General features: G+C 59.4%; 18 protein-coding genes. 15 read left to right on the top strand and 3 right to left on the bottom strand.

All coding sequences use genetic code 11. The features are described 5' to 3' along the window. The first annotated feature begins 45 nt into the window (after positions 1-45). From BLW80_RS07505 to BLW80_RS07435, 15 genes are all read left to right on the top strand, one after another. Complete coding sequence (locus BLW80_RS07505; protein ID WP_093757499.1) at positions 46-1,305, top strand: ABC transporter substrate-binding protein; 1,260 nt, start codon at positions 46-48, stop codon at positions 1,303-1,305. A 62-nt stretch (positions 1,306-1,367) separates the two neighbouring features. Next, on the top strand, positions 1,368-2,123 hold the full coding sequence (locus tag BLW80_RS07500) for an ABC transporter ATP-binding protein (protein WP_170849606.1): 756 nt from the start codon (positions 1,368-1,370) through the stop codon (positions 2,121-2,123). Next, entirely contained in the window at positions 2,116-2,820 is a 705-nt protein-coding gene (locus BLW80_RS07495; RefSeq protein WP_093757497.1) for an ABC transporter ATP-binding protein, read from the top strand. The genes BLW80_RS07500 and BLW80_RS07495 overlap by 8 nt, the downstream gene beginning before the upstream one ends. A gap of 7 nt (positions 2,821-2,827) precedes the next feature. After that, positions 2,828-3,022: a hypothetical protein gene (locus BLW80_RS07490; protein ID WP_139285790.1), complete on the top strand. Its 195-nt coding sequence runs from the start codon at positions 2,828-2,830 to the stop codon at positions 3,020-3,022. After that, on the top strand, positions 3,022-4,407 hold the full coding sequence (locus BLW80_RS07485; RefSeq protein WP_093757495.1) for an amidase: 1,386 nt from the start codon (positions 3,022-3,024) through the stop codon (positions 4,405-4,407). Before BLW80_RS07490 ends, BLW80_RS07485 begins: the two co-directional genes overlap by 1 nt. A 16-nt stretch (positions 4,408-4,423) precedes the next feature. Continuing rightward, positions 4,424-5,413, top strand: a complete 990-nt coding sequence (locus BLW80_RS07480) for an amidohydrolase family protein (protein ID WP_093757494.1) — start codon at positions 4,424-4,426, stop codon at positions 5,411-5,413. Positions 5,414-5,461: 48 nt separating this feature from the next. Beyond that, positions 5,462-6,100, top strand: a complete 639-nt coding sequence (locus tag BLW80_RS07475; protein WP_093757493.1) for a flavin reductase family protein — start codon at positions 5,462-5,464, stop codon at positions 6,098-6,100. Positions 6,101-6,216: 116 nt separating this feature from the next. Continuing rightward, entirely contained in the window at positions 6,217-6,567 is a 351-nt protein-coding gene (locus BLW80_RS07470) for a VanZ family protein (protein WP_093758154.1), read from the top strand. A 350-nt stretch (positions 6,568-6,917) separates the two neighbouring features. Next, positions 6,918-7,820 (top strand): LysR family transcriptional regulator, encoded by a 903-nt coding sequence (locus BLW80_RS07465; protein WP_139285789.1) that lies wholly within the window; start codon positions 6,918-6,920, stop codon positions 7,818-7,820. Between the two features lie 175 nt (positions 7,821-7,995). Beyond that, positions 7,996-8,409, top strand: coding sequence for a TadE/TadG family type IV pilus assembly protein (locus BLW80_RS07460; protein ID WP_093757491.1), 414 nt, complete (start codon positions 7,996-7,998; stop codon positions 8,407-8,409). Positions 8,410-8,421: 12 nt separating this feature from the next. Next, complete coding sequence (locus tag BLW80_RS07455) at positions 8,422-10,080, top strand: TadG family pilus assembly protein (RefSeq protein ID WP_093758153.1); 1,659 nt, start codon at positions 8,422-8,424, stop codon at positions 10,078-10,080. A 52-nt stretch (positions 10,081-10,132) separates the two neighbouring features. Next, on the top strand, positions 10,133-10,516 hold the full coding sequence (locus BLW80_RS07450; protein WP_093757490.1) for a ribbon-helix-helix domain-containing protein: 384 nt from the start codon (positions 10,133-10,135) through the stop codon (positions 10,514-10,516). Between the two features lie 114 nt (positions 10,517-10,630). Continuing rightward, complete coding sequence (locus BLW80_RS07445) at positions 10,631-12,298, top strand: methyl-accepting chemotaxis protein (RefSeq protein ID WP_093757489.1); 1,668 nt, start codon at positions 10,631-10,633, stop codon at positions 12,296-12,298. A gap of 56 nt (positions 12,299-12,354) precedes the next feature. Beyond that, entirely contained in the window at positions 12,355-12,984 is a 630-nt protein-coding gene (locus tag BLW80_RS07440; RefSeq protein WP_093757488.1) for an NUDIX hydrolase, read from the top strand. A gap of 243 nt (positions 12,985-13,227) precedes the next feature. Then, on the top strand, positions 13,228-14,364 hold the full coding sequence (locus BLW80_RS07435; protein ID WP_244528139.1) for a D-(-)-3-hydroxybutyrate oligomer hydrolase: 1,137 nt from the start codon (positions 13,228-13,230) through the stop codon (positions 14,362-14,364). Between the two features lie 56 nt (positions 14,365-14,420). Here BLW80_RS07435 and BLW80_RS07430 read toward each other — a convergent pair whose 3' ends face one another. The 3 genes from BLW80_RS07430 to prfA all read right to left on the bottom strand — a co-directional run bounded on the left by BLW80_RS07430 (position 14,421) and on the right by prfA (position 17,663). Further along, complete coding sequence (locus tag BLW80_RS07430) at positions 14,421-15,212, bottom strand: DUF4167 domain-containing protein (RefSeq protein ID WP_093757486.1); 792 nt, start codon at positions 15,210-15,212, stop codon at positions 14,421-14,423. Positions 15,213-15,690: 478 nt separating this feature from the next. Continuing rightward, positions 15,691-16,581, bottom strand: coding sequence for a peptide chain release factor N(5)-glutamine methyltransferase (gene prmC, locus BLW80_RS07425; protein WP_093757485.1), 891 nt, complete (start codon positions 16,579-16,581; stop codon positions 15,691-15,693). After that, positions 16,578-17,663: a peptide chain release factor 1 gene (prfA, locus tag BLW80_RS07420; protein WP_068729404.1), complete on the bottom strand. Its 1,086-nt coding sequence runs from the start codon at positions 17,661-17,663 to the stop codon at positions 16,578-16,580. The genes prmC and prfA overlap by 4 nt, the downstream gene beginning before the upstream one ends. Between the last annotated feature and the right edge of the window lie 31 nt (positions 17,664-17,694).

Raw genomic sequence — 17,694 nt, 5'->3', positions numbered from 1 at the left:
GTCGGTTTTACGTTTCAATCGGGTTGCTCACGAAAGGACTTCGAGATGGATCGCAGGCAATTTCTCAAGAACACGACGGCGGCTGTCGCTGCCGCGAGCGTCGGCGTCGCTCCGTGGCGCTCCGCACAGGCTCAGGCCGGCCCGATCAAGATCGGTCTGCTGGCGCCGCTGACCGGCGTTGTCGCTTCGGGCGGCAAGGAAATGGTCGAGGGCGTGCAGTTCTATCTCGATCAGGTAAAGAACGAGATGGGCGGCCGCAAGGTCGAGCTGGTGATCGAGGACGATGCGTCGAATCCCGACACTGCTCTGCAGAAAGCGCGCCGCCTGGTCGAGCAGGGCAATTGCCATATGCTGATCGGCAACCTGCTCGCCAATACCGGCCTTGCTGTCGCCAACTACGTCAAGGGCACCGGAACGCCCTACTTCATTCCGATTATCGCGGCTGACGATCTCACCCAGCGCGCCCGCATCAAGAACGTAATCCGCGTCGCCGGCTATTCAGCCAGCGCCTTCACCCATCCGTTCGGTGATTGGGCCCTGAAGCAGGGTTACAAGAAGATCGCCACCATCAGCCAGGATTACACCTTCGGCCACGAACAGTGCGGCGGTCTCGCCCAGGTGTTCACCGAAGGGGGCGGGCAGATCGTGCAGCAGTTCTGGCATCCGCTGAACACCGCCGACTTCAGCCCCTATCTCGGCCAGCTCGCCGATCTCAAGGTCGATGCCATCTTCGCGATGGAAACCGGTGCTGATTCGACTCGTCTGATCCAGCAATACGCGTCATTCGGCCTGAAGGAAAAGACGCCGCTGTTGATGGCGATGAACGGCACCGACCAGTCGGTGATCCGCACCATGGGCCCAGAATGCGAAGGCATCATCGCAGCGGCGCATTTCGCCGAAGGTTCGGACGTTCCGACCACGGCGAAGTTCGAGAAGGATTATGAGGCGAAGTACGGCAAGATCCCGTCGCTCTACGGTTTCTCGATGTATTCCGGCATGATGTGGATCGATGCTGCGCTGAAGAAGATGGGCGGCAAGGTCGAGGACCGCGAAACCTTTATCGATACGGTACTGAAGACCGAGCTCGACAATTCGCCGCTCGGCAAGACCGTGAAGTTCGACGACTACGGCAACCCGATCTACGACGTCTACATTCGCAAGGTCGTCAAGCGCGCCGATGGCAAATACTGGAACGTGCCGATCGAGACCTATCCGAATGTCTCGCAATTCTGGAAATACGATCCGGCGACCTATCTGAAGCAGCCGCCTTACTCGCGGACCTTCCAGGGCATCAAGAAGACCTGATTCAATATTGCTGACATCGAGGCGCGGCCGTGTCGCCGCGTCTCGTTCACTGGGAATTATTCGTGTCCGAACCGATCCTGACGCTGACAGATGTGGTCGTGGCCTTCGATGCCTTGCGGGCGGTCGATGGCGTCAGCCTGATTGTGCCGCGAGGCCAGCGCCGCGCCATCATCGGCCCCAATGGCGCCGGCAAGACCACATTGTTCAATGCCATCGCCGGCGCGCATCCGCCGACATCCGGCAAGATCACATTCAATGGACATGACGTGTCCAGGCTGCCGCCGCACCGGCGTGCCCAGCTCGGTATCTCGCGCACCTTCCAGATCACCAATCTGTTCCCCACGCTGAGCGTGCAAGACAACATGATGCTGGCGCTGCGCGGATTGAAGCCGAAGAAGTTTTCGCTGTTCGGTTCGCCCGATCCGGACGATAGCGAGGCTACACGTATCGCGGCCGCGCTGAATGCCGCACGGATCGCCGAACGCGCCGACATCATCGTCAAGGAAATGTCCTATGGCGAGCAGCGTCAGCTCGAAATCGCGATTGCGCTGGTGACGACGCCGACCATGTTGCTACTGGATGAGCCCGCGGCCGGCCTGTCGCCGTCGGAGCGCTCGATGATTGCCGAGGTGATCCGCTCGCTCGACCCGGCAATCACCGTGATCCTGATCGAACACGACATGGATCTGGCGCTCGGTCTGGTCGACTACGTCACCTGCATGTTCGAAGGCCGCGTGCTGGTGGAGGAGCCGCCGGAAGGCATCCGCCGCAACAAGCAGGTTCAGGAAGTCTATCTCGGGAAGCCGCGTCATGCTTGAGGTCAAGAATCTGCACAGCGGTTACGGCGACGCCGTCGTGGTGCGCGGCGCCTCGCTCGAGGTGCGTCCCGGTGAGATCGTCGCGCTGCTCGGCCGCAATGGTATGGGCAAGACCACTTTCATTCGTTCCATAATGGGTCTGACGCCGCCACAGGTGCGCTCGGGCACGATCACCTGGCGCGACGAGAGCCTTGTTGGTCTGCGTCCTCATGATATCGCCAATCGCAAGATCGCCATTGTGCCGCAGGGTCGCCGGCTGTTTCCGTCGCTGACGGTCACCGAACATCTGACCATGCTGAAGAGCGCCCGCGCCAAGGACGGCTGGACGCTCGATCGCGTATTCGGCATTTTTCCGCGGCTTGCTGAGCGCCGCTATCACCGCGGCGGCCAGTTGTCTGGTGGTGAGCGCGGCATGCTGGCTGTGGGCCGTGCGCTGATGATCGATCCCGAATTGATCCTGATGGATGAGCCGTCCGAAGGTCTCGCGCCGGTGATGGTGCAGCACCTCGAAAGCATCATTCTCGATCTTAAAAAGGAAGGGTTGTCGATCCTGCTGGTCGAGCAGAATCTCTATAGCGCGCTGGCCGTCGCCGATCGCGTCTACATTATGGAAACCGGGCAGATCGTGCATCACGGCACGTCGCAGGAAATGAACCAGCAGACTGATGTGCTGTTCCAGCGCCTCGGCGTGCATTGAGGTGATCATGAGCGAAGACCTGCTGCGCCAAATTGCTACGGAGTTGAACAATACGCCTGGGGCCGCCGAGCGCACGCCGCGGATGGTGGGAATGGTTGCGGATATCAATGCCCGCATCGCTGCGGAAGCCATCCGCGTGATGCCGTTCGATTCCTCGCCTTACGCCTATCGGGCCTGGCTTGGTGCCGTGGACAAGCGCTGATGCAAAACGCCATCGCTGCCCTCGATCTCTGCGAACTCTCGGACGCCATCGCCAACGGGGAGATTTCGTCGGTGAAAGCGACGACGATCGCGCTGGAGCGTCTCGATCTCATTGGCCGCAAGCTTAATGCCGTGGTGCGGCTCGACGACGAACGCGTGCTGGATGCAGCAGAAGCCGCCGACAAGTCACGCGCTGCGGGTGCGGCTCTCCCAATTCTGCATGGCGTGCCGCTGGCGCACAAGGATCTGTTCTATCGCGCCGGTGATCTCTCCAGCGGTGGATCGAAAATTCGCGCCGACTTTCGTCCCGATGTCACTGCGACGGTCATCAATCGGCTCGACGCTGCCGGTGCGCTCGATCTCGGCCGGCTGCAACTTGCTGAATTCGCCTTGAGCCCGACCGGCTACAACGAACATTACGGCCATGCGCTCAATCCGTGGAACCCAGCCTATGTGCCCGGCGGGTCCTCGTCGGGCTCCGGTGTCGCCGTTGCCGCGCGCCTCGTGACCGGCTCTCTCGGTACCGATACAGGCGGCTCGCTGCGCAATCCCGGTGCGATGTGCGGGCTGGTTGGTTTGAAACCAACCTGGGGTCTGGTGCCGACCGATGGCGTGATGCCGTTGGCAATGTCGCTGGATTGCGCCGGCCCGCTGACGCGCACCGCGCGCGACGCGGCGCGGTTGCTGTCGGTGATTGCCGACCGCGATTACGAGGCAGCAATCGGTGCCAGTATCGGCGGCATGACCATCGCCGTTCCCGGCGGCTACTATCGCGATTTGCTGGATCCCGTCATCGTCGTGCGACTGGACCAGGCGGTGGCGGAGTTGCGCGGTCTCGGCGCCCGCATCATCGAGACCACACCGCCGGATATGGCCGTTGTCAACGCATTGATGCTCCTCGTCATGACCGTCGAGGCGGCGACGATTCACCGCCGTTGGCTGATCGAACGGCCGCAGGATTATGCCGACCAGATCCGCGCTCGGATTGAGCCCGGCCTGTTCTTTCCCGCGACACGTTACGTCGAGGCGCTCTCGCTGCGCACGCAGATCACGCAGCAATGGATTGCCTGCTGCATGGGAGCGGCCGACCTGGCATTGCTGCCGGCGATCGCAATTCCGGTGCCGACGATCGAGGCGACAACCGAAGGCGGCCCCGAGGCGGTCGCCCGTATCATAGGTCAACTTGCCCACTGCAGTCGCGGCATCAACTATCTCGGTCTCCCCGGGGCCTCGGTTCCCTGCGGCTTCGACAATGCTGGCCTGCCGGTCGCCTTCCAGCTGATCGGCCGTCCCTATGCCGAAGCCGATATCCTGCGCGCGGCTCATGCTTATCAAGGTGTGACCGACTGGCATCATTGCGTCCCCGCCAGTGCCGAACTGAACTAGGAAAAAGAGATTCCGAATGCCCATCATCGATATGCACACCCATGCCCTCAGCAAGCGCGTCGAGCCGCTGGTGGCCGGGCACTACGATCCGATGGACAATCCCTATCGCCGCGACATGTCGCCGGCGAGTCGCGAGACCGATGCGGAGCAGGGCCGGCTGCTGCCGGGCCTGATGCTCGACATCGCCAAGCGCCGCGAGATGATGGCGAAGATGGGCGTCGACTTTCAGGTGATCGCGCCGGCACCGGCGCAACAGAACTACTGGGCCGACGAAGATTTACAATGTGCGCTGTCGCGCGTGCAGAACGAAGACATTGCCGCGCTCGTGGCGCAGGATCCTGCACATTTCGCCGGGATGGGTACGCTGCCGATGCGGTTTCCCGGGCGTGCGGTGGAGGAGGCGGTTCATGCAGTCGAGCAACTCGGCCTGCGTGGCTTCCAGATCGATACCCGCGTCGAAAACTTCGAATTGTCCCATGCCGCCTTCGATCCACTCTATGCGCGGCTTGCCAATCTGCGCATACCGCTGTTCGTGCATCCCCTGGGTTTCTCCCACGGCCAGCGGCTCGGCGATTTCTTCATGGTCAACAGCGTCGGCCAGCCCATCGAGGAGACCATTGCGATCGCCCACTTCATCATGGGCGGCATTTTAGACCGGCATCCGGATCTCGACGTGGTTATCGCTCATGGCGGTGGTTTCTACCCATTCTACGCAGCCCGACTGGATCACGCCTGGAAGGTGCGTCCGGAAGTACGCCGGCTCACGGCAGATGCGCCGTCGACCTATCTTAAGCGGCTCTGGTTTGACACCTGCGTGTTCTCTGCGGAGCTGATCGACAACCTGATCAAGACGGTGGGCCTCGATCGCGTCATGATGGGCTCGGACTACCCGTTCGACATGGGGGACCCCGATCCGGTAGGGCTGGTCAACAAGGCCAAGCTATCGGACACTGATCGTCAGAAAGTCCTGTTCGGTAATGCGAGCCGGCTGTTCAAGATCGGATAAGCTCCTGCCTCGTTGCGGCAAGGTGCGGCACAAGAGGCAAAACCTGCGATGACGATCCACTTTGATTTCGCCAATCTTAGCGCGCCGGAGCGCTACAAGTTGCTTTGTGGTCTCGTTGTCCCGCGACCGATTGCGTTGATTACCACCATCTCAGATGCCGGCGTGGTCAATGCCGCGCCGTTTTCGTTCTTCAATGTGTTCTCCGAGAAACCGCCGCTGGTGGTGGTCGGCCTGCAGGCCAGGCCCGACCTGTCGGTCAAGGACACGACCCGCAATGTGCGCGCCAATGGGTTGTTTGTTATCAATATGGTGGATGAGGCCCTTGCCAACGATATGGTCGATTGTTCGATCAGCTTTCCATCTGACATCGGTGAACTGGATGCCCTGCAGCTCCCAATGACGGCTGGCATCAATGTGCCGGTGCCGCATTTGGCGAAGGCGCCTGCGGCACTGGAATGCCGAAAAGTGACAATGATGAACTTTGGCGCAGAACGCGACCTACTGGTCGGAGAGGTCCTGGGCATTCAGGTTCGCGATGGTGTTGTCGACCCCGTCACCTTGCGTACGGACTATGATCACTATCTTCCGGTCGCACGCATCGCGGGAACCATGTATGCACGGATGCAAGATCGGTTCGAGATCAAACCTGACAGTTTAGACACTTGGCAACTCCGCAACCCCCGCTGAGGGAGGTTTTGTCCGCGGAGTGCGTCGGAATGCCGGTGGTAGTTCTCTGCGCGTTCGATTAACCGTCAGAGGTGAGAAATTGCCGCTCCTGCGGTTGCATGGGATATGACTGCTGGATGTATCGGAAAACCGTCATTGTTGTCGCGTGGACTACACTTGCATTGATTGCTTTTGCGACTCTATCACCGATCGGGCTGCGGCCGCATTTTGGCGGCGTCAGCCTTGAGCGCTTCGGCGCATTCGCACTCGTGGGCCTTTTGTTCGGTCTCGCTTATCCCCGCCATCTCTGGCTTGTTCTGACGCTCGTTGGGGGGGCGGCAGTCGGGCTGGAGGTGCTGCAACATCTGACGCCGGACCGGCACGGCGAGGTGCGGGATGCGCTGGTCAAACTTGCAGGTGGCGTCACCGGCATCGGGATATCGCTCGCGCTCCATCAGACCTTAAAGCGATTTATCACCTTAGGTTGAGAATCAGCTGAACTACCTCACTGAGGTACGTCAGTTTTTTCCGCGAATCGCGTTTGGTGAGTTCTAGCGCTGTGAAGCGCTATCCCGATGCTTTACATCTCGCGGCTCAAAAAAAATACGTGTGATCACGGTAGCGCTCTACCCGCGTCCCCTCTTTGAGACTGCTAATGGCAGAAATCACACATGTCTCCACATGAAAGTACTTGGCATGTGTAAAAAGACACCGATACAACTTGAAGGAAGGTGTATGCCGTGGCGTCTACAATTTTGACGAGCCTAAGAAACGTTTCGGCCAGATTGATGTAGATGGCCGATGACTTTGGTGTGACGTCTCGAAGCGGACAATTCCGTTGCGTGGAGAAGACGTCGATCTCAAAGGACAACGTATTATGCATCGGCGGTACCAGCATTCGAGCATCCCGACCGAAATCATGCGATCGGTTGTCGGTATCTCCGAAGCCGGCAGCATCACCAAGGCCGCGAAGCTGCTCGGCTTGAGCCAGCCGGCCATCAGCTCGCAGATCAAGCGCATTGAGCACGCGGTCGGCGGCAGTATCTTCCAGAAGTCTGCCAACGGCTCATCGACGACAGAACTCGGAAAGCTCGTTCTGATCCAGGCCAGGAAGATTTTGGAGGCGAACGACCAGTTGCTCTTGCTGCGTGGCGCTTCGCCCGAAGATCAGACCATCCGGCTTGGTCTGACCAATTTCTATTCGCAACGCGCAATGGAAGGGATGAGCAAGGCGGCGATGAGCAATGTCTGCATCTATTCAGATAATTCGGCCGAGATCGCGAAAAGCATGCTCGACGGCTACGTCGATGTCGGCGTGTTCCTCAGTATCTCCGATATGCCCGGGGATGCGGCCATCGATGTCATCGCGCAACGCGACGATGAATTGACTTGGGTTCGATCCAGGGATTTTACGTTAAGTCCTGGCGCGCCCATTCCGTTGCTGACCTGGCCGGGGCAGATCGTGCATAACGTCATGATTCAGGCGCTTGAGCGCAAGGGAATGATCTATCGTATCGCATTTTCCAGCCCGGACTATCATGCACGGATCGAGGCTGCGAAGGCGGGCATCGGTTTGACCCTGCTGCCAACGGCTCTGATCCCGGCGTCGCTCTTGGCGGCCAATGAGTATTATCTTCCAAAGCTGGCGATACCCAAACTCGTGCTATGCGCGCGCGAGGGTATTCGCAAGAAACACAGCATTCTAATAGAGGAACTACACGTTAAATTCTTCGGTATATAGTTCTCTCATCAGCGCGCGTATCAGAAAACATGATCACCTCATCAAATCTAATGCCATCATCCAACACAATGCAGGCATTGGAGATGATCGATCCCACCAAGTGGTAGCAGAAGTTGTATAGGTAGTTTTCACGCGGTCTTGCGAAGCTCAGCGCATGTTGAGATTCGATGCCAGCATGAAAAAACTCCTATCGTGTCGACGCGGTTCTTCCGCAGTCGAATTCGCGATGCTGCTTCCCGTCTTTCTGTCGATCGTTTTCGGCATCGTCGTCTTTGGGTCATATTTTGCAGTCGTTCACGGTGTTCAGCAGCTTGCTGCCGAGGCAGTACGTTCCTCTGTCGCCGGGCTGACCGAGACCGAACGTGGCTCGATTGCATCGACCTATGTCACGTCGAATGCCGCGACTTATCCGCTGATCAATGCGTCAAAGCTGAGCGTCAATGCAGCGACATCGTCGTCGAACGCAAACGTCTTCGTGGTCACGGTCAACTACGACGCGTCGACCATGTTCATCTATTCACTTCCTTTGGTGCCGATGCCTCCATCGCAAGTCTCGCGATCTGCCGCCATTCCCTACGGAGGGTTCTGAGCGATGGAACCGATGCGCGCACTTCTCAAGAGGTTTCGCGCCGACCAGCGCGGAAATATTGCCATCATGTCTGCGGGCGGCATGATCCTGGCCGTTTGTTGTGCTGCACTGGGTGTCGATATCGGGACCATTGCCGCCGATCGTCGCAAGACGCAGGCTGCCACGGATCTCGCCGCGATCGTTGCGGCCAGCAACTTAAGCAATGCGACAAACGCAGCAAAGGCGGCGGTCACCAGCAATAACTATCCAGCAAGCGCTCTGGTCGGTGTAGAACTCGGAACTTACACAACCAATTCCGCCGTCGCTGCGCAAAGCCGCTTTGTCACGCCAGCGACTGGAACAGCCAATGCGGCGCGGGTCAGTCTTCAGACGGCGACGCCGCTCTACTTCAGCCATTTCTTTACCGGCAGCAACAATTTCACCATCAAGACAACGGCGACCGCAACAACGACGGCCATCGCGTCGTTCTCGATCGGTTCGCGATTGGCATCGTTAAATGGCGGCTTGTTGAATAGTGTTCTCGGATCAATGCTGGGAACGACCCTGTCGCTGTCAGTCATGGACTACAATGCGCTTCTTGGCGCGCGCATCGATGCTTTCACCTTCCTCTCAGCGCTGGCGACGCGCGTCGGTCTGACCGGTGTGACTTATGACACGCTGCTGAATTCGAACATCAAGATCGGGGACGTTCTTGCCGCAGCGCTGAGCGCGCAGCAGACTACCAATGGCAGCGGCACCGCGACCACCGCACTCTCGACGATATCGCAGGCTTCGGCATCCGTGACGACCAAGATTGCGCCTGGCAAGCTGATCGATGCGGGCCCCTACGCGAACCTGATTGTGGGCGTCAAGCCGAAAGACGGTGTGAGCATCTCGCTTTACGATTTGCTACAGGCAACAGCTGGAATCGCTAACGGCACCAACCAGATCGCCACATCCGTCAATTTAGGTCTGCCGGGCATTGCCAGCGCGTCACTGACGGCGACTATTGGCACACGGCCACAGGGATCCGGCTGGATTGCCGTGGGCACGCAGGGCGTCAGTGTTCATACAGCTCAGACACGTGTGCTGCTATCCATCCAGTTGATCGGAAGTGGTTCGGCGTCGTTGGTCAATCTACCGGTTTATGTAGAGGTCGCGTCGGGCACAGCGACGCTGAACAAGGTCAGTTGCGGCTATCCCAACGTCAATACATCGAGCGTCACGCTTGGCGTTACGCCGGGCATTGTCGATGCATGGATAGGTAACGTCACTGTAGCCGACCTCAACAATGCTGCGACCAAGCCGAATCCAGGGCCGGCACCGCTTGTGAATCTCCTGGGTATTCCAATTGTGACGGCAAAGGCCCATGCGGGCATGGGTAACACCACGCCGGTCAGCGTCAATTTCAGCTATTCGGATATCACGTCGCAGACGAAGAAGACCGTAAACACGACAAACTTCACGTCGTCCCTGACGGGCAGTCTGCTTGGCGACCTCAACATCAGTGTTCTTGGACTGGGTTTGGCGATCCCGGGTCTTGGTGGACTCGTCACCAGCATCATCAGCGGGGCAACCAGTTCAATCGATCAATTGCTGGCGGCAACGTTGGCAAGTCTCGGCGTCGGAATTGGACAGGCCGATGTGTGGGTATCCGGCATTCGCTGTGACGGTGCAGTGTTGGTGAACTGAATCAGTAACGCGTGAACTTCAATGCCAGCTTTAACAGAAGAGGACTGATAAAATGGGATACGAAGCCGCAATGAACCGCCCCAACGTTAACCGCAAGCGCTCGGTTGTCGTCTCGAAAAAACGCACTAGCGTCAGCCTGGAAGATAGCTTCTGGGCCAGCCTGCAAGCGATCGTTCGCATGGAGAATACCACTATCGAGCACTATATCGAGAAGATTGAGCGCAAGCGCGAAACACCAAATTTATCATCTAACCTGCGTATCGCTGTGCTCGAGTATTTTCAGCAGATTGCTGCACGCAGCTTGACAGCCGGTACGGCCGATCAACCGGCGGCGAGCAGCAATGCCAAGCTGCATGACAACCACAACCAGCTGGCTGAAAAGGTAGCGGCCTATTGGGGGCGTGAGGGATCACAGAATCAGCAGCTGGTCGACTAGGTCAGCTGCTCGAACCTTCCAGTTTATTTGATTTGAGGAAACGACGCGCAGTGCCGCGCGACGTCGTTCGTCGACTATTTTACGACAACGGCCGTTTTGGCCACGGAGCGACAGATGTTTAACCGACAGAGCAAGACCGATTTGCAGAATGCGTTGGCGCAAGCGACCGCCATCAGTCGCTCCCAGGCCATCATAGAATTCAATCTCGATGGCACGATCATCAAAGCGAATGAGAATTTTCTCAAGGCGCTCGGCTACACGCTCGATGAGATCAAGGGCAAGCACCACAGTATATTTGTGGAGCCTGCCGTACACGAGAGTGTCGCTTATCGGGAGTTCTGGGGTAACCTTAACAGGGGTGAATTTCAGGCAGGGCAGTTCAAGCGGGTCGCCAAAGGCGGCAGGGAGATCTGGATCGAGGCCTCCTATAACCCGATCATGGACAAGAGTGGTAAGCCGTTCAAAGTCATCAAATTCGCTACAGATATCACGGCGCAGAAACTCGAAAGCCTCGAAGCCTCCGGAAAAGTGATCGCGATCAGCCGTGCGCAGGCGGTCATCGAATTCAATCTTGACGGAACTATCATTACCGCAAACGAGAATTTCCTGAACACGCTTGGTTACGCGCTGTCCGAAATACAGGGGCGGCATCACAGCATGTTCGTGGAAGCCGGTGAACGCGATGGCGCAGCCTACCGGGACTTCTGGGCGCGGCTCGGCCGGGGTGAGTATCAGGCGGCCGAATACAAGCGCGTCGGCAAGGGTGGCAAGGAAATCTGGATTCTCGCGACCTATAATCCGATTCTCAATGATGCCGGCAAGCCGTTCAAGGTTGTGAAATTCGCGACCGACGTGACCCAACAAAAGTTGCTTGCCGCTGATAGCAACGGCCAGATGGCGGCTATTCGCAAGTCGCAGGCGGTCATCGAGTTCCGCATGGATGGCACCATCCTGACGGCAAACCAGAATTTCCTTGATACGGTCGGTTACACGATCGACGAAATCCGGGACCGGCATCACAGCATGTTTGTCGATCCGATAGAGCGATCTGGCGCGGCCTATGTGGAATTCTGGGCGAGCCTCAATCGCGGGACCTATCAGGCCGCAGAATACAGGCGCATCGGAAAGGGGGGGCGGGAGATCTGGATCCAGGCATCCTACAATCCGATTTTCGATCTGAATGGCAAGCCGTTTAAGGTGGTCAAATACGCTGCCGATATTACGGCGCAGGCCATGGCCCGCCTGAAAGCTGAGCGCGCTCGTTCCTTGATCGAGTCGGTCGCTGCCGGCAGCGAAGAGATGAATGCATCGATCCGCGAAATCTCCGAGACGATGGTGAAGTCCCGGCAGACGGCAGAATCCGCGGTGCAACAGGTGGAGACGGCGGACATCCAGGCGCAGCGGCTCACCTCGGCTGCACATGCCATGGGAGGCATCGTTGGGCTCATCGGCGACATCACCGGCCAGATCAATCTGCTCGCCCTCAATGCGACCATCGAATCGGCTCGCGCCGGTGAGGCGGGGCGGGGCTTTGCGGTGGTGGCCGCGGAGGTCAAGAATTTGGCCAACCAGGCCAAGCAGGCGACCGACAAGATAAGCAGCGAAATCGAGGCCCTGAACGGTATCTCCGGTGACGTGGTTGGCGCACTGGTCTCGATCAAGCAGGCGATCGAACATGTTAACGAGTTCGTGACCTCGACGGCGGCGGCCGTCGAGGAGCAGAGCACTGTGACCAGTGATATGTCGGACAACATGCAGCGCGCGGCATCTGAACTGGCCTGATGCGCTGAATTTGTACGGCTTTGTTGGATCATCCGCGATTGTGCTATCAATTGCGGATGATCCTGCCGTTCAATGCCGCCACCCGAACAATGATCGAGACGCGCCTGGCCGCATTCACGCGGATCGACAAGGGCCAGTACGCTTCGGGGCTGAAGCATGCGGCGGTGGCCCTCGTGATGGTTAAAGCGGCGACCGAATTGGAGACCTCGCTGTTGCTGACGTTACGCGCGTCCGGTCTGCGCGCTCACAGTAATCAATGGGCGCCCCCTGGCGGTCGCTGCGATCCTGGTGAGACACCCGTGCAGGCGGCAATCCGCGAGTTGCGTGAGGAGCTCGGTCTGCAGCTCACGCAGGACGATGTCATCGGCGTCCTCGACGATTACCCGACCCGCTCCGGCTATCTGATCACGCCTGTCGTCATGTGGGCGCACGACAGCGTTCAATTGATGCCGAACCCCGATGAGGTCGCCTCGGTTCATCGCATTGCGCTGTCGCAGATCGCGCGGCCGCAGGCGTTCGATTTCGTTGCCATTCCCGAGAGCGACCGGCGTCTGATCCGCTACAGCCATTTCGGCCACTTTATTCACGCGCCGACCGCCGCGCTGATCTATCAGTTCAGCGAAGTTCTCGCGGGGCGCACCACCCGTGTGGCCGAGCTGGAGCAGCCGGTCTTCGCCTGGAAGTGATTCTGCTCCCCGGCGCGACGTGTCAGCGCAGGCAGCGTCCGGCCTTGGAAAGACATTGTTCACCAAACTCATCCAACGTCATTTTAAAGCGGGGTATGTTTGACCCGCTTGGGACGGGCGCGGGGCGGCGTCCCGCCTCATTCCTCTGCATGGCCGGCTATGCCGGCTGCCATCTCGACAGGTCCCATGTTTCATTTGATTCGCACCTTTACTGCCACTGTCCCGCTCGCGGTATTTTTGTTCATGCCGGTCGGTCATGCGCTGGATTCCGCCCAATTACCGGCAGGCGTTGCCAATGCGATGGCGCAGGGCGCCTCGCCGCAGGCCGTCGCAGAATACCGACGCAAGCTTGCGGAATATCAGGAAGCGCGCGCGGCCTTCGATCAGGAGGCCGGTGCCTATTGGGATGCAATCTCTGAGAAGCGAAAAATCCGCAATGCCAAGCGCCGCGACCGCCAGCAGATCACGCTTAATGACTACGTGCTGGAACAGGCGCCGCTTTATGAAGGACCAAAACGTCCGGTGAATCCGGAGCCCGAGGATAGCGATCCGCGCGTCCGCAAGGATCTTCCGGTGGTGGCGGATTTCCTCGCGGCGGCGAGGGAGCAATTCCAGTTCGTGCCGCAGCGGCCTGCCAATGAGATGGAGTTCAAGCGCGCTTATGCTCGTGCCGCCCTGCAGGCCGGGCTGACACGCGACATTGCGGTACGCGTCTATTCCTTCGAGACCGGTGGCAATGGCGGCCATGACATGCAGTCGGGCCTGAACCCGTCGCGTCCGGGGTCTCGCGCGATCTCCACCGCTATCGGCTACAATCAGCTGCTCACAGCCAATACGACGACGCTCGTTGCCGAAAAGGGGCCTCAGATTTTGAAAGTTCTGACCGAGAAGGCATCGACGCTCTCGGGACCGCAGCGTAAGGCGATGGATCACAAGATTGCGGTCTTCAAGCGCATGCAGGCGACTGTGCGCACTGTTCCGCAAAACTGGAGCGCTCTTGAGAAGCTTGGCACGACCCCGCAGGGCTGGGCCATGCACGCGCTGGTGCTAGACATGGATATCGGCCCGCAATTGCAGGTCCACAAACTACTGACGTCAGTGAATTTTGCCCGCGCCCGCGGGTTTGATCGCCCGCTCAGCGCAGCCGAGCTTGAGATGATGAATCTCACTGGCGATGGCAACGGCTTCGATATGGTGACCATGCCGCTGGCGATGCGTGAACAGGTGCCGACGGCGAACTTCTTCCAGCGTGGCGGGTATGAGCGCAATCCGGTGGCGATCCGCCACAATACCGTGGCCAAGCTACTCGCAGTTACCAATGCGCGAATGGACAGCAACAGCAATCTGCCAGGCGCAAAAGAATTGGCCGCGGCTTTTTGAGCCACGGCCAATCTAAGCCTCGTGATGTGCGCTCTCTCGCCGGAGAGCGGCTGGGCTTATGAGTTGCCCGGATTGAAATCGTCGCTTGGTGCTTCTGCCGGCGCGCCAGCTGCAGCAACGTCGGGGCGAGGACCGTGCGGACGGCGGCGACGACGCGGCGGGAAGCGCTCCCCACCAGCATTCTGTTCGAAGCCGCCTGGAGCAGCACCCGGCTGAGGCTGCGCACCACCCGTGATGAAAGAAGGCAGACGATCGACACCATCGCCGACCGGCATCATCGGCTGCGGTTGCGGCTGATATTGCGGCTGGCCCTGCGGCTGATTCTGCTGACGGTGTTCGCGATTATTGTTCTCGCGGGGCTGATAGGGCTGTTCGCCGCGCTGCTGATAGGGCTGACCACCCTCACGCTGCGGAGGCTGCTCGCGCTGCGCAAAGGGCTGCTGTTGTACCGGCACGAAACCGGGCTCGGCACCGAAGTTCGAGTAGCTCTCGCTCTCGTCATCGTTGTCCTCAGGCGGCATCTCGTTTTCGGTGCGCGGTTGCGGCTGATTCTGCCGGAACTGCTCCTGCGCGGCGGCGATCAGGCGGAAATAGTGCTCGGCGTGCTGATAGTAGTTCTCGGCAGCAACGGGATCGCCGGAGCTGCGTGCATCGCGGGCGAGCTGGACGTACTTCTCTGCGACGTGGGAGGCGGTACCGCGGATCTTGATGTCGGGGCCATTCGATTCGAAGACCCGGGTCATCGGGTTCTGGCCGCGCCGATTGTTATTGTTGTTATTATTATTATTGTTGTTGCGGTTGTTGTTGTTCCGCATCCGCTTGTTGTTGTTGTTCTGACCGTTTCGCATGTGTCGCCTTCAGTTATCGATCCAGAGTGTCACAGAGCTATGTTTCAAAGAGATGATTGCCGCAGCACATTGCGGGATGCGGACGCGCGAAGCACCCGAATCGTCGTGCAGACCTTTGCTGCATCGATCTTGCCGTCATTCGCGTTCAACAAAGACGCGTTCCCCAACCGCCCGCTGACCGTGCCAGCCGGACCAAATCACCCACCTGCCGAAACAAGGTCAGGCTTCTGTGCGTGAAGTTTAAAGCGCAATATCAGGCTTTCGTTCGCTTTGCGGTCGCGAGCAGCGCAGCTCTCTCAGCCATCGCGCTCAACCAAACCTGCCTGTTGGAACCTTTCACCCGGACGGGCTCTCTAGCGAGAATTCTGGCTTCCTGCCGTAAATCTACGGGGCGAGCCAACCCTGAACCGATGTTGTGACAGGAAGGTAGTCGCTCCCCGGGGATATTCCAAGTGGTTTTTTCTGTCGCAAGAAGGCTTTATCGGGGCTTTTTTTGTCCCGATACCGCCCTGCGAATGCCGCCCAGATCGGCTTTGGCTGGCCCCGGCAGGGTTAACCCGGACACCGTCATCAGACCGGCGACATCGTCGCTTTGGTCGTGGCCCACCTCGACCACCAGGAGGCCGCCGGGCACCAGCAACCGGGCGGCTTCGGGGGCGATGGTTCGATAGGCATTTAGTCCGTCTTTTCCACCATCCAAGGCGCGGAGCGGGTCGTGGTCGCGCACCTCGATGTCGAGGCCGGCAATGTCGGCCGAGGGAATATAGGGCGGATTGGAGACGATCAGGTCGAAGCCGCCGGCCAGGGCTGAGGCATAGTCGCAGACAGCGAAATGGGCGCGCTCGATCAAGCCGAGTTGCGCAGCGTTGGAGCGAGCCGTTCGCAGGGCGTCGAGATTGATATCGGTCGCAATGCCGGTGGCGTTGGTTAACTCCGAAAGCAGCGCCAGCAGGATTGCGCCGGAGCCTGTGCCGAGATCGGCGATCACAAGCGGACGGTCACGCGGACCTGTCGCATCGAGAAGTTCGAGCGCCGCCTCGACGAGGGTTTCGGTATCGGGACGGGGCACCAGCGTGTCGGGCGATAGCTGCAGCGGCAGACCCCAGAATTCTTTCATGCCTAGGACACGGGCCACGGGTTCGCCATCGATGCGGCGCTGTGCGAAGCGGGCAAGTTGGGCCGCTTCATTGGACGTCAAGATGCGATTCGCAGCCGAGATCAACCCGGTCAGATCGAGTCCGAGCGCGTCGCCTGTCAGCAAGCGCGCGTCGAGTTCAGCGGAATCGATGCTGTGGGTGCGGAGCAGATTGGTCAATGAGCGTCGTGCGTTCTCGACGCTCTGTCCGGCGAACATGTCGCCGGCGCTCACGCCGCGTCGCCCTGGGCAGCGAGTTGTGCAGCCTGATGCTCTGTCGTCAGCGCATCGACCAGTTCGCCCAACGCTTCGCCGGCAATCACCTGCGGCAGCTTGTAGAGCGTGAGATTGATGCGGTGGTCGGTGACGCGGCCCTGCGGGAAATTATAGGTGCGGATGCGCTCCGAGCGGTCACCGGAGCCGACCTTCTCCTTGCGCTCGGCCGAGCGGGCGGAATCGATACGCTGCTGCTCGGCGTCATAGATGCGCGAGCGCAGGATGTTCATCGCCGAAGCGCGGTTCTTATGTTGCGAGCGGCTGTCCTGCATCATCACCACGATGCCGGTCGGGATATGCGTGATGCGGATCGCTGATTCGGTCTTGTTGACGTGCTGGCCGCCGGCGCCCTGGGCGCGCATCGTGTCGATGCGCAGGTCGTCCTGCTTGATGTCGATATCCACTTCTTCGACTTCGGGCATGACAGCGACCGTTGCCGCCGACGTGTGAATGCGCCCCTGAGTTTCCGTATCGGGCACGCGCTGCACGCGGTGTACACCGGATTCGAATTTCAACTTGGCGAAAGCACCGCGGCCCTTCACCTCGGCGATGATTTCCTTGTAGCCACCCATGGTGCCTTCGGACGCCGAAATCACCTCGACCTTCCAGCCGGCCAGTGCCGCAAAACGCTCATACATCCGGTACAGGTCGCCGGCGAAGAGTGAAGCCTCGTCGCCGCCGGTGCCGGCACGGATTTCCAGCACCACGTTGCGCTCGTCCATCGCATCCTTCGGCAACAGCGCCACGCGGATTTCCTGCGCCAGCGCCTCGATGCGTTCTTCCAGCGCCGGGCGCTCGGCCTGCGCCATCTCGCGCATCTCCGCATCGGTCGAAGTATCGGCGATCATCGCATCGATATCTTTGATCTCTGCAAGCGCACCGCGATAGGTCTTCACCGCGTCGATCAGCGGATTGAGCTCGGACAGCTCGCGCGTCATCTTCACATAATTCTCGGCGCTGACCTGACCCATCAGTTGTGCCTCGAGCGAGGCGTGATGTGCGAGGAGTACGTCGAGTTTGGTTTCGGGCAGCAGGGACATCGTGGAATCTCGGAGATCGCGGAAAGGGGAA

Source organism: Tardiphaga sp. OK245, from assembly GCF_900108575.1.
Taxonomy (GTDB): domain Bacteria; phylum Pseudomonadota; class Alphaproteobacteria; order Rhizobiales; family Xanthobacteraceae; genus Tardiphaga; species Tardiphaga robiniae.
The sequence above is the reverse complement of the archived record's forward strand: the minus strand, read 5'-3'. Positions and strand labels throughout refer to the sequence as shown.

What these genes read in the sequence shown, in the direction of transcription:
- BLW80_RS07460 (WP_093757491.1), top strand. Translation starts at nt 7,996, where the DNA reads ATGAAAAAACTCCTATCGTGTCGACGCGGTTCTTCCGCAGTCGAATTC.
- BLW80_RS07435 (WP_244528139.1), top strand. Translation starts at nt 13,228, where the DNA reads ATGCCGGTCGGTCATGCGCTGGATTCCGCCCAATTACCGGCAGGCGTT.
- BLW80_RS07475 (WP_093757493.1), top strand. Translation starts at nt 5,462, where the DNA reads ATGACGATCCACTTTGATTTCGCCAATCTTAGCGCGCCGGAGCGCTAC.
- BLW80_RS07440 (WP_093757488.1), top strand. Translation starts at nt 12,355, where the DNA reads ATGATCCTGCCGTTCAATGCCGCCACCCGAACAATGATCGAGACGCGC.
- BLW80_RS07470 (WP_093758154.1), top strand. Translation starts at nt 6,217, where the DNA reads ATGTATCGGAAAACCGTCATTGTTGTCGCGTGGACTACACTTGCATTG.
- BLW80_RS07495 (WP_093757497.1), top strand. Translation starts at nt 2,116, where the DNA reads ATGCTTGAGGTCAAGAATCTGCACAGCGGTTACGGCGACGCCGTCGTG.
- BLW80_RS07430 (WP_093757486.1), bottom strand. Translation starts at nt 15,212, where the DNA reads ATGCGAAACGGTCAGAACAACAACAACAAGCGGATGCGGAACAACAAC.
- BLW80_RS07480 (WP_093757494.1), top strand. Translation starts at nt 4,424, where the DNA reads ATGCCCATCATCGATATGCACACCCATGCCCTCAGCAAGCGCGTCGAG.
- BLW80_RS07490 (WP_139285790.1), top strand. Translation starts at nt 2,828, where the DNA reads ATGAGCGAAGACCTGCTGCGCCAAATTGCTACGGAGTTGAACAATACG.
- prfA (WP_068729404.1), bottom strand. Translation starts at nt 17,663, where the DNA reads ATGTCCCTGCTGCCCGAAACCAAACTCGACGTACTCCTCGCACATCAC.
- BLW80_RS07505 (WP_093757499.1), top strand. Translation starts at nt 46, where the DNA reads ATGGATCGCAGGCAATTTCTCAAGAACACGACGGCGGCTGTCGCTGCC.
- BLW80_RS07445 (WP_093757489.1), top strand. Translation starts at nt 10,631, where the DNA reads ATGTTTAACCGACAGAGCAAGACCGATTTGCAGAATGCGTTGGCGCAA.
- BLW80_RS07450 (WP_093757490.1), top strand. Translation starts at nt 10,133, where the DNA reads ATGGGATACGAAGCCGCAATGAACCGCCCCAACGTTAACCGCAAGCGC.
- BLW80_RS07455 (WP_093758153.1), top strand. Translation starts at nt 8,422, where the DNA reads ATGCGCGCACTTCTCAAGAGGTTTCGCGCCGACCAGCGCGGAAATATT.
- BLW80_RS07485 (WP_093757495.1), top strand. Translation starts at nt 3,022, where the DNA reads ATGCAAAACGCCATCGCTGCCCTCGATCTCTGCGAACTCTCGGACGCC.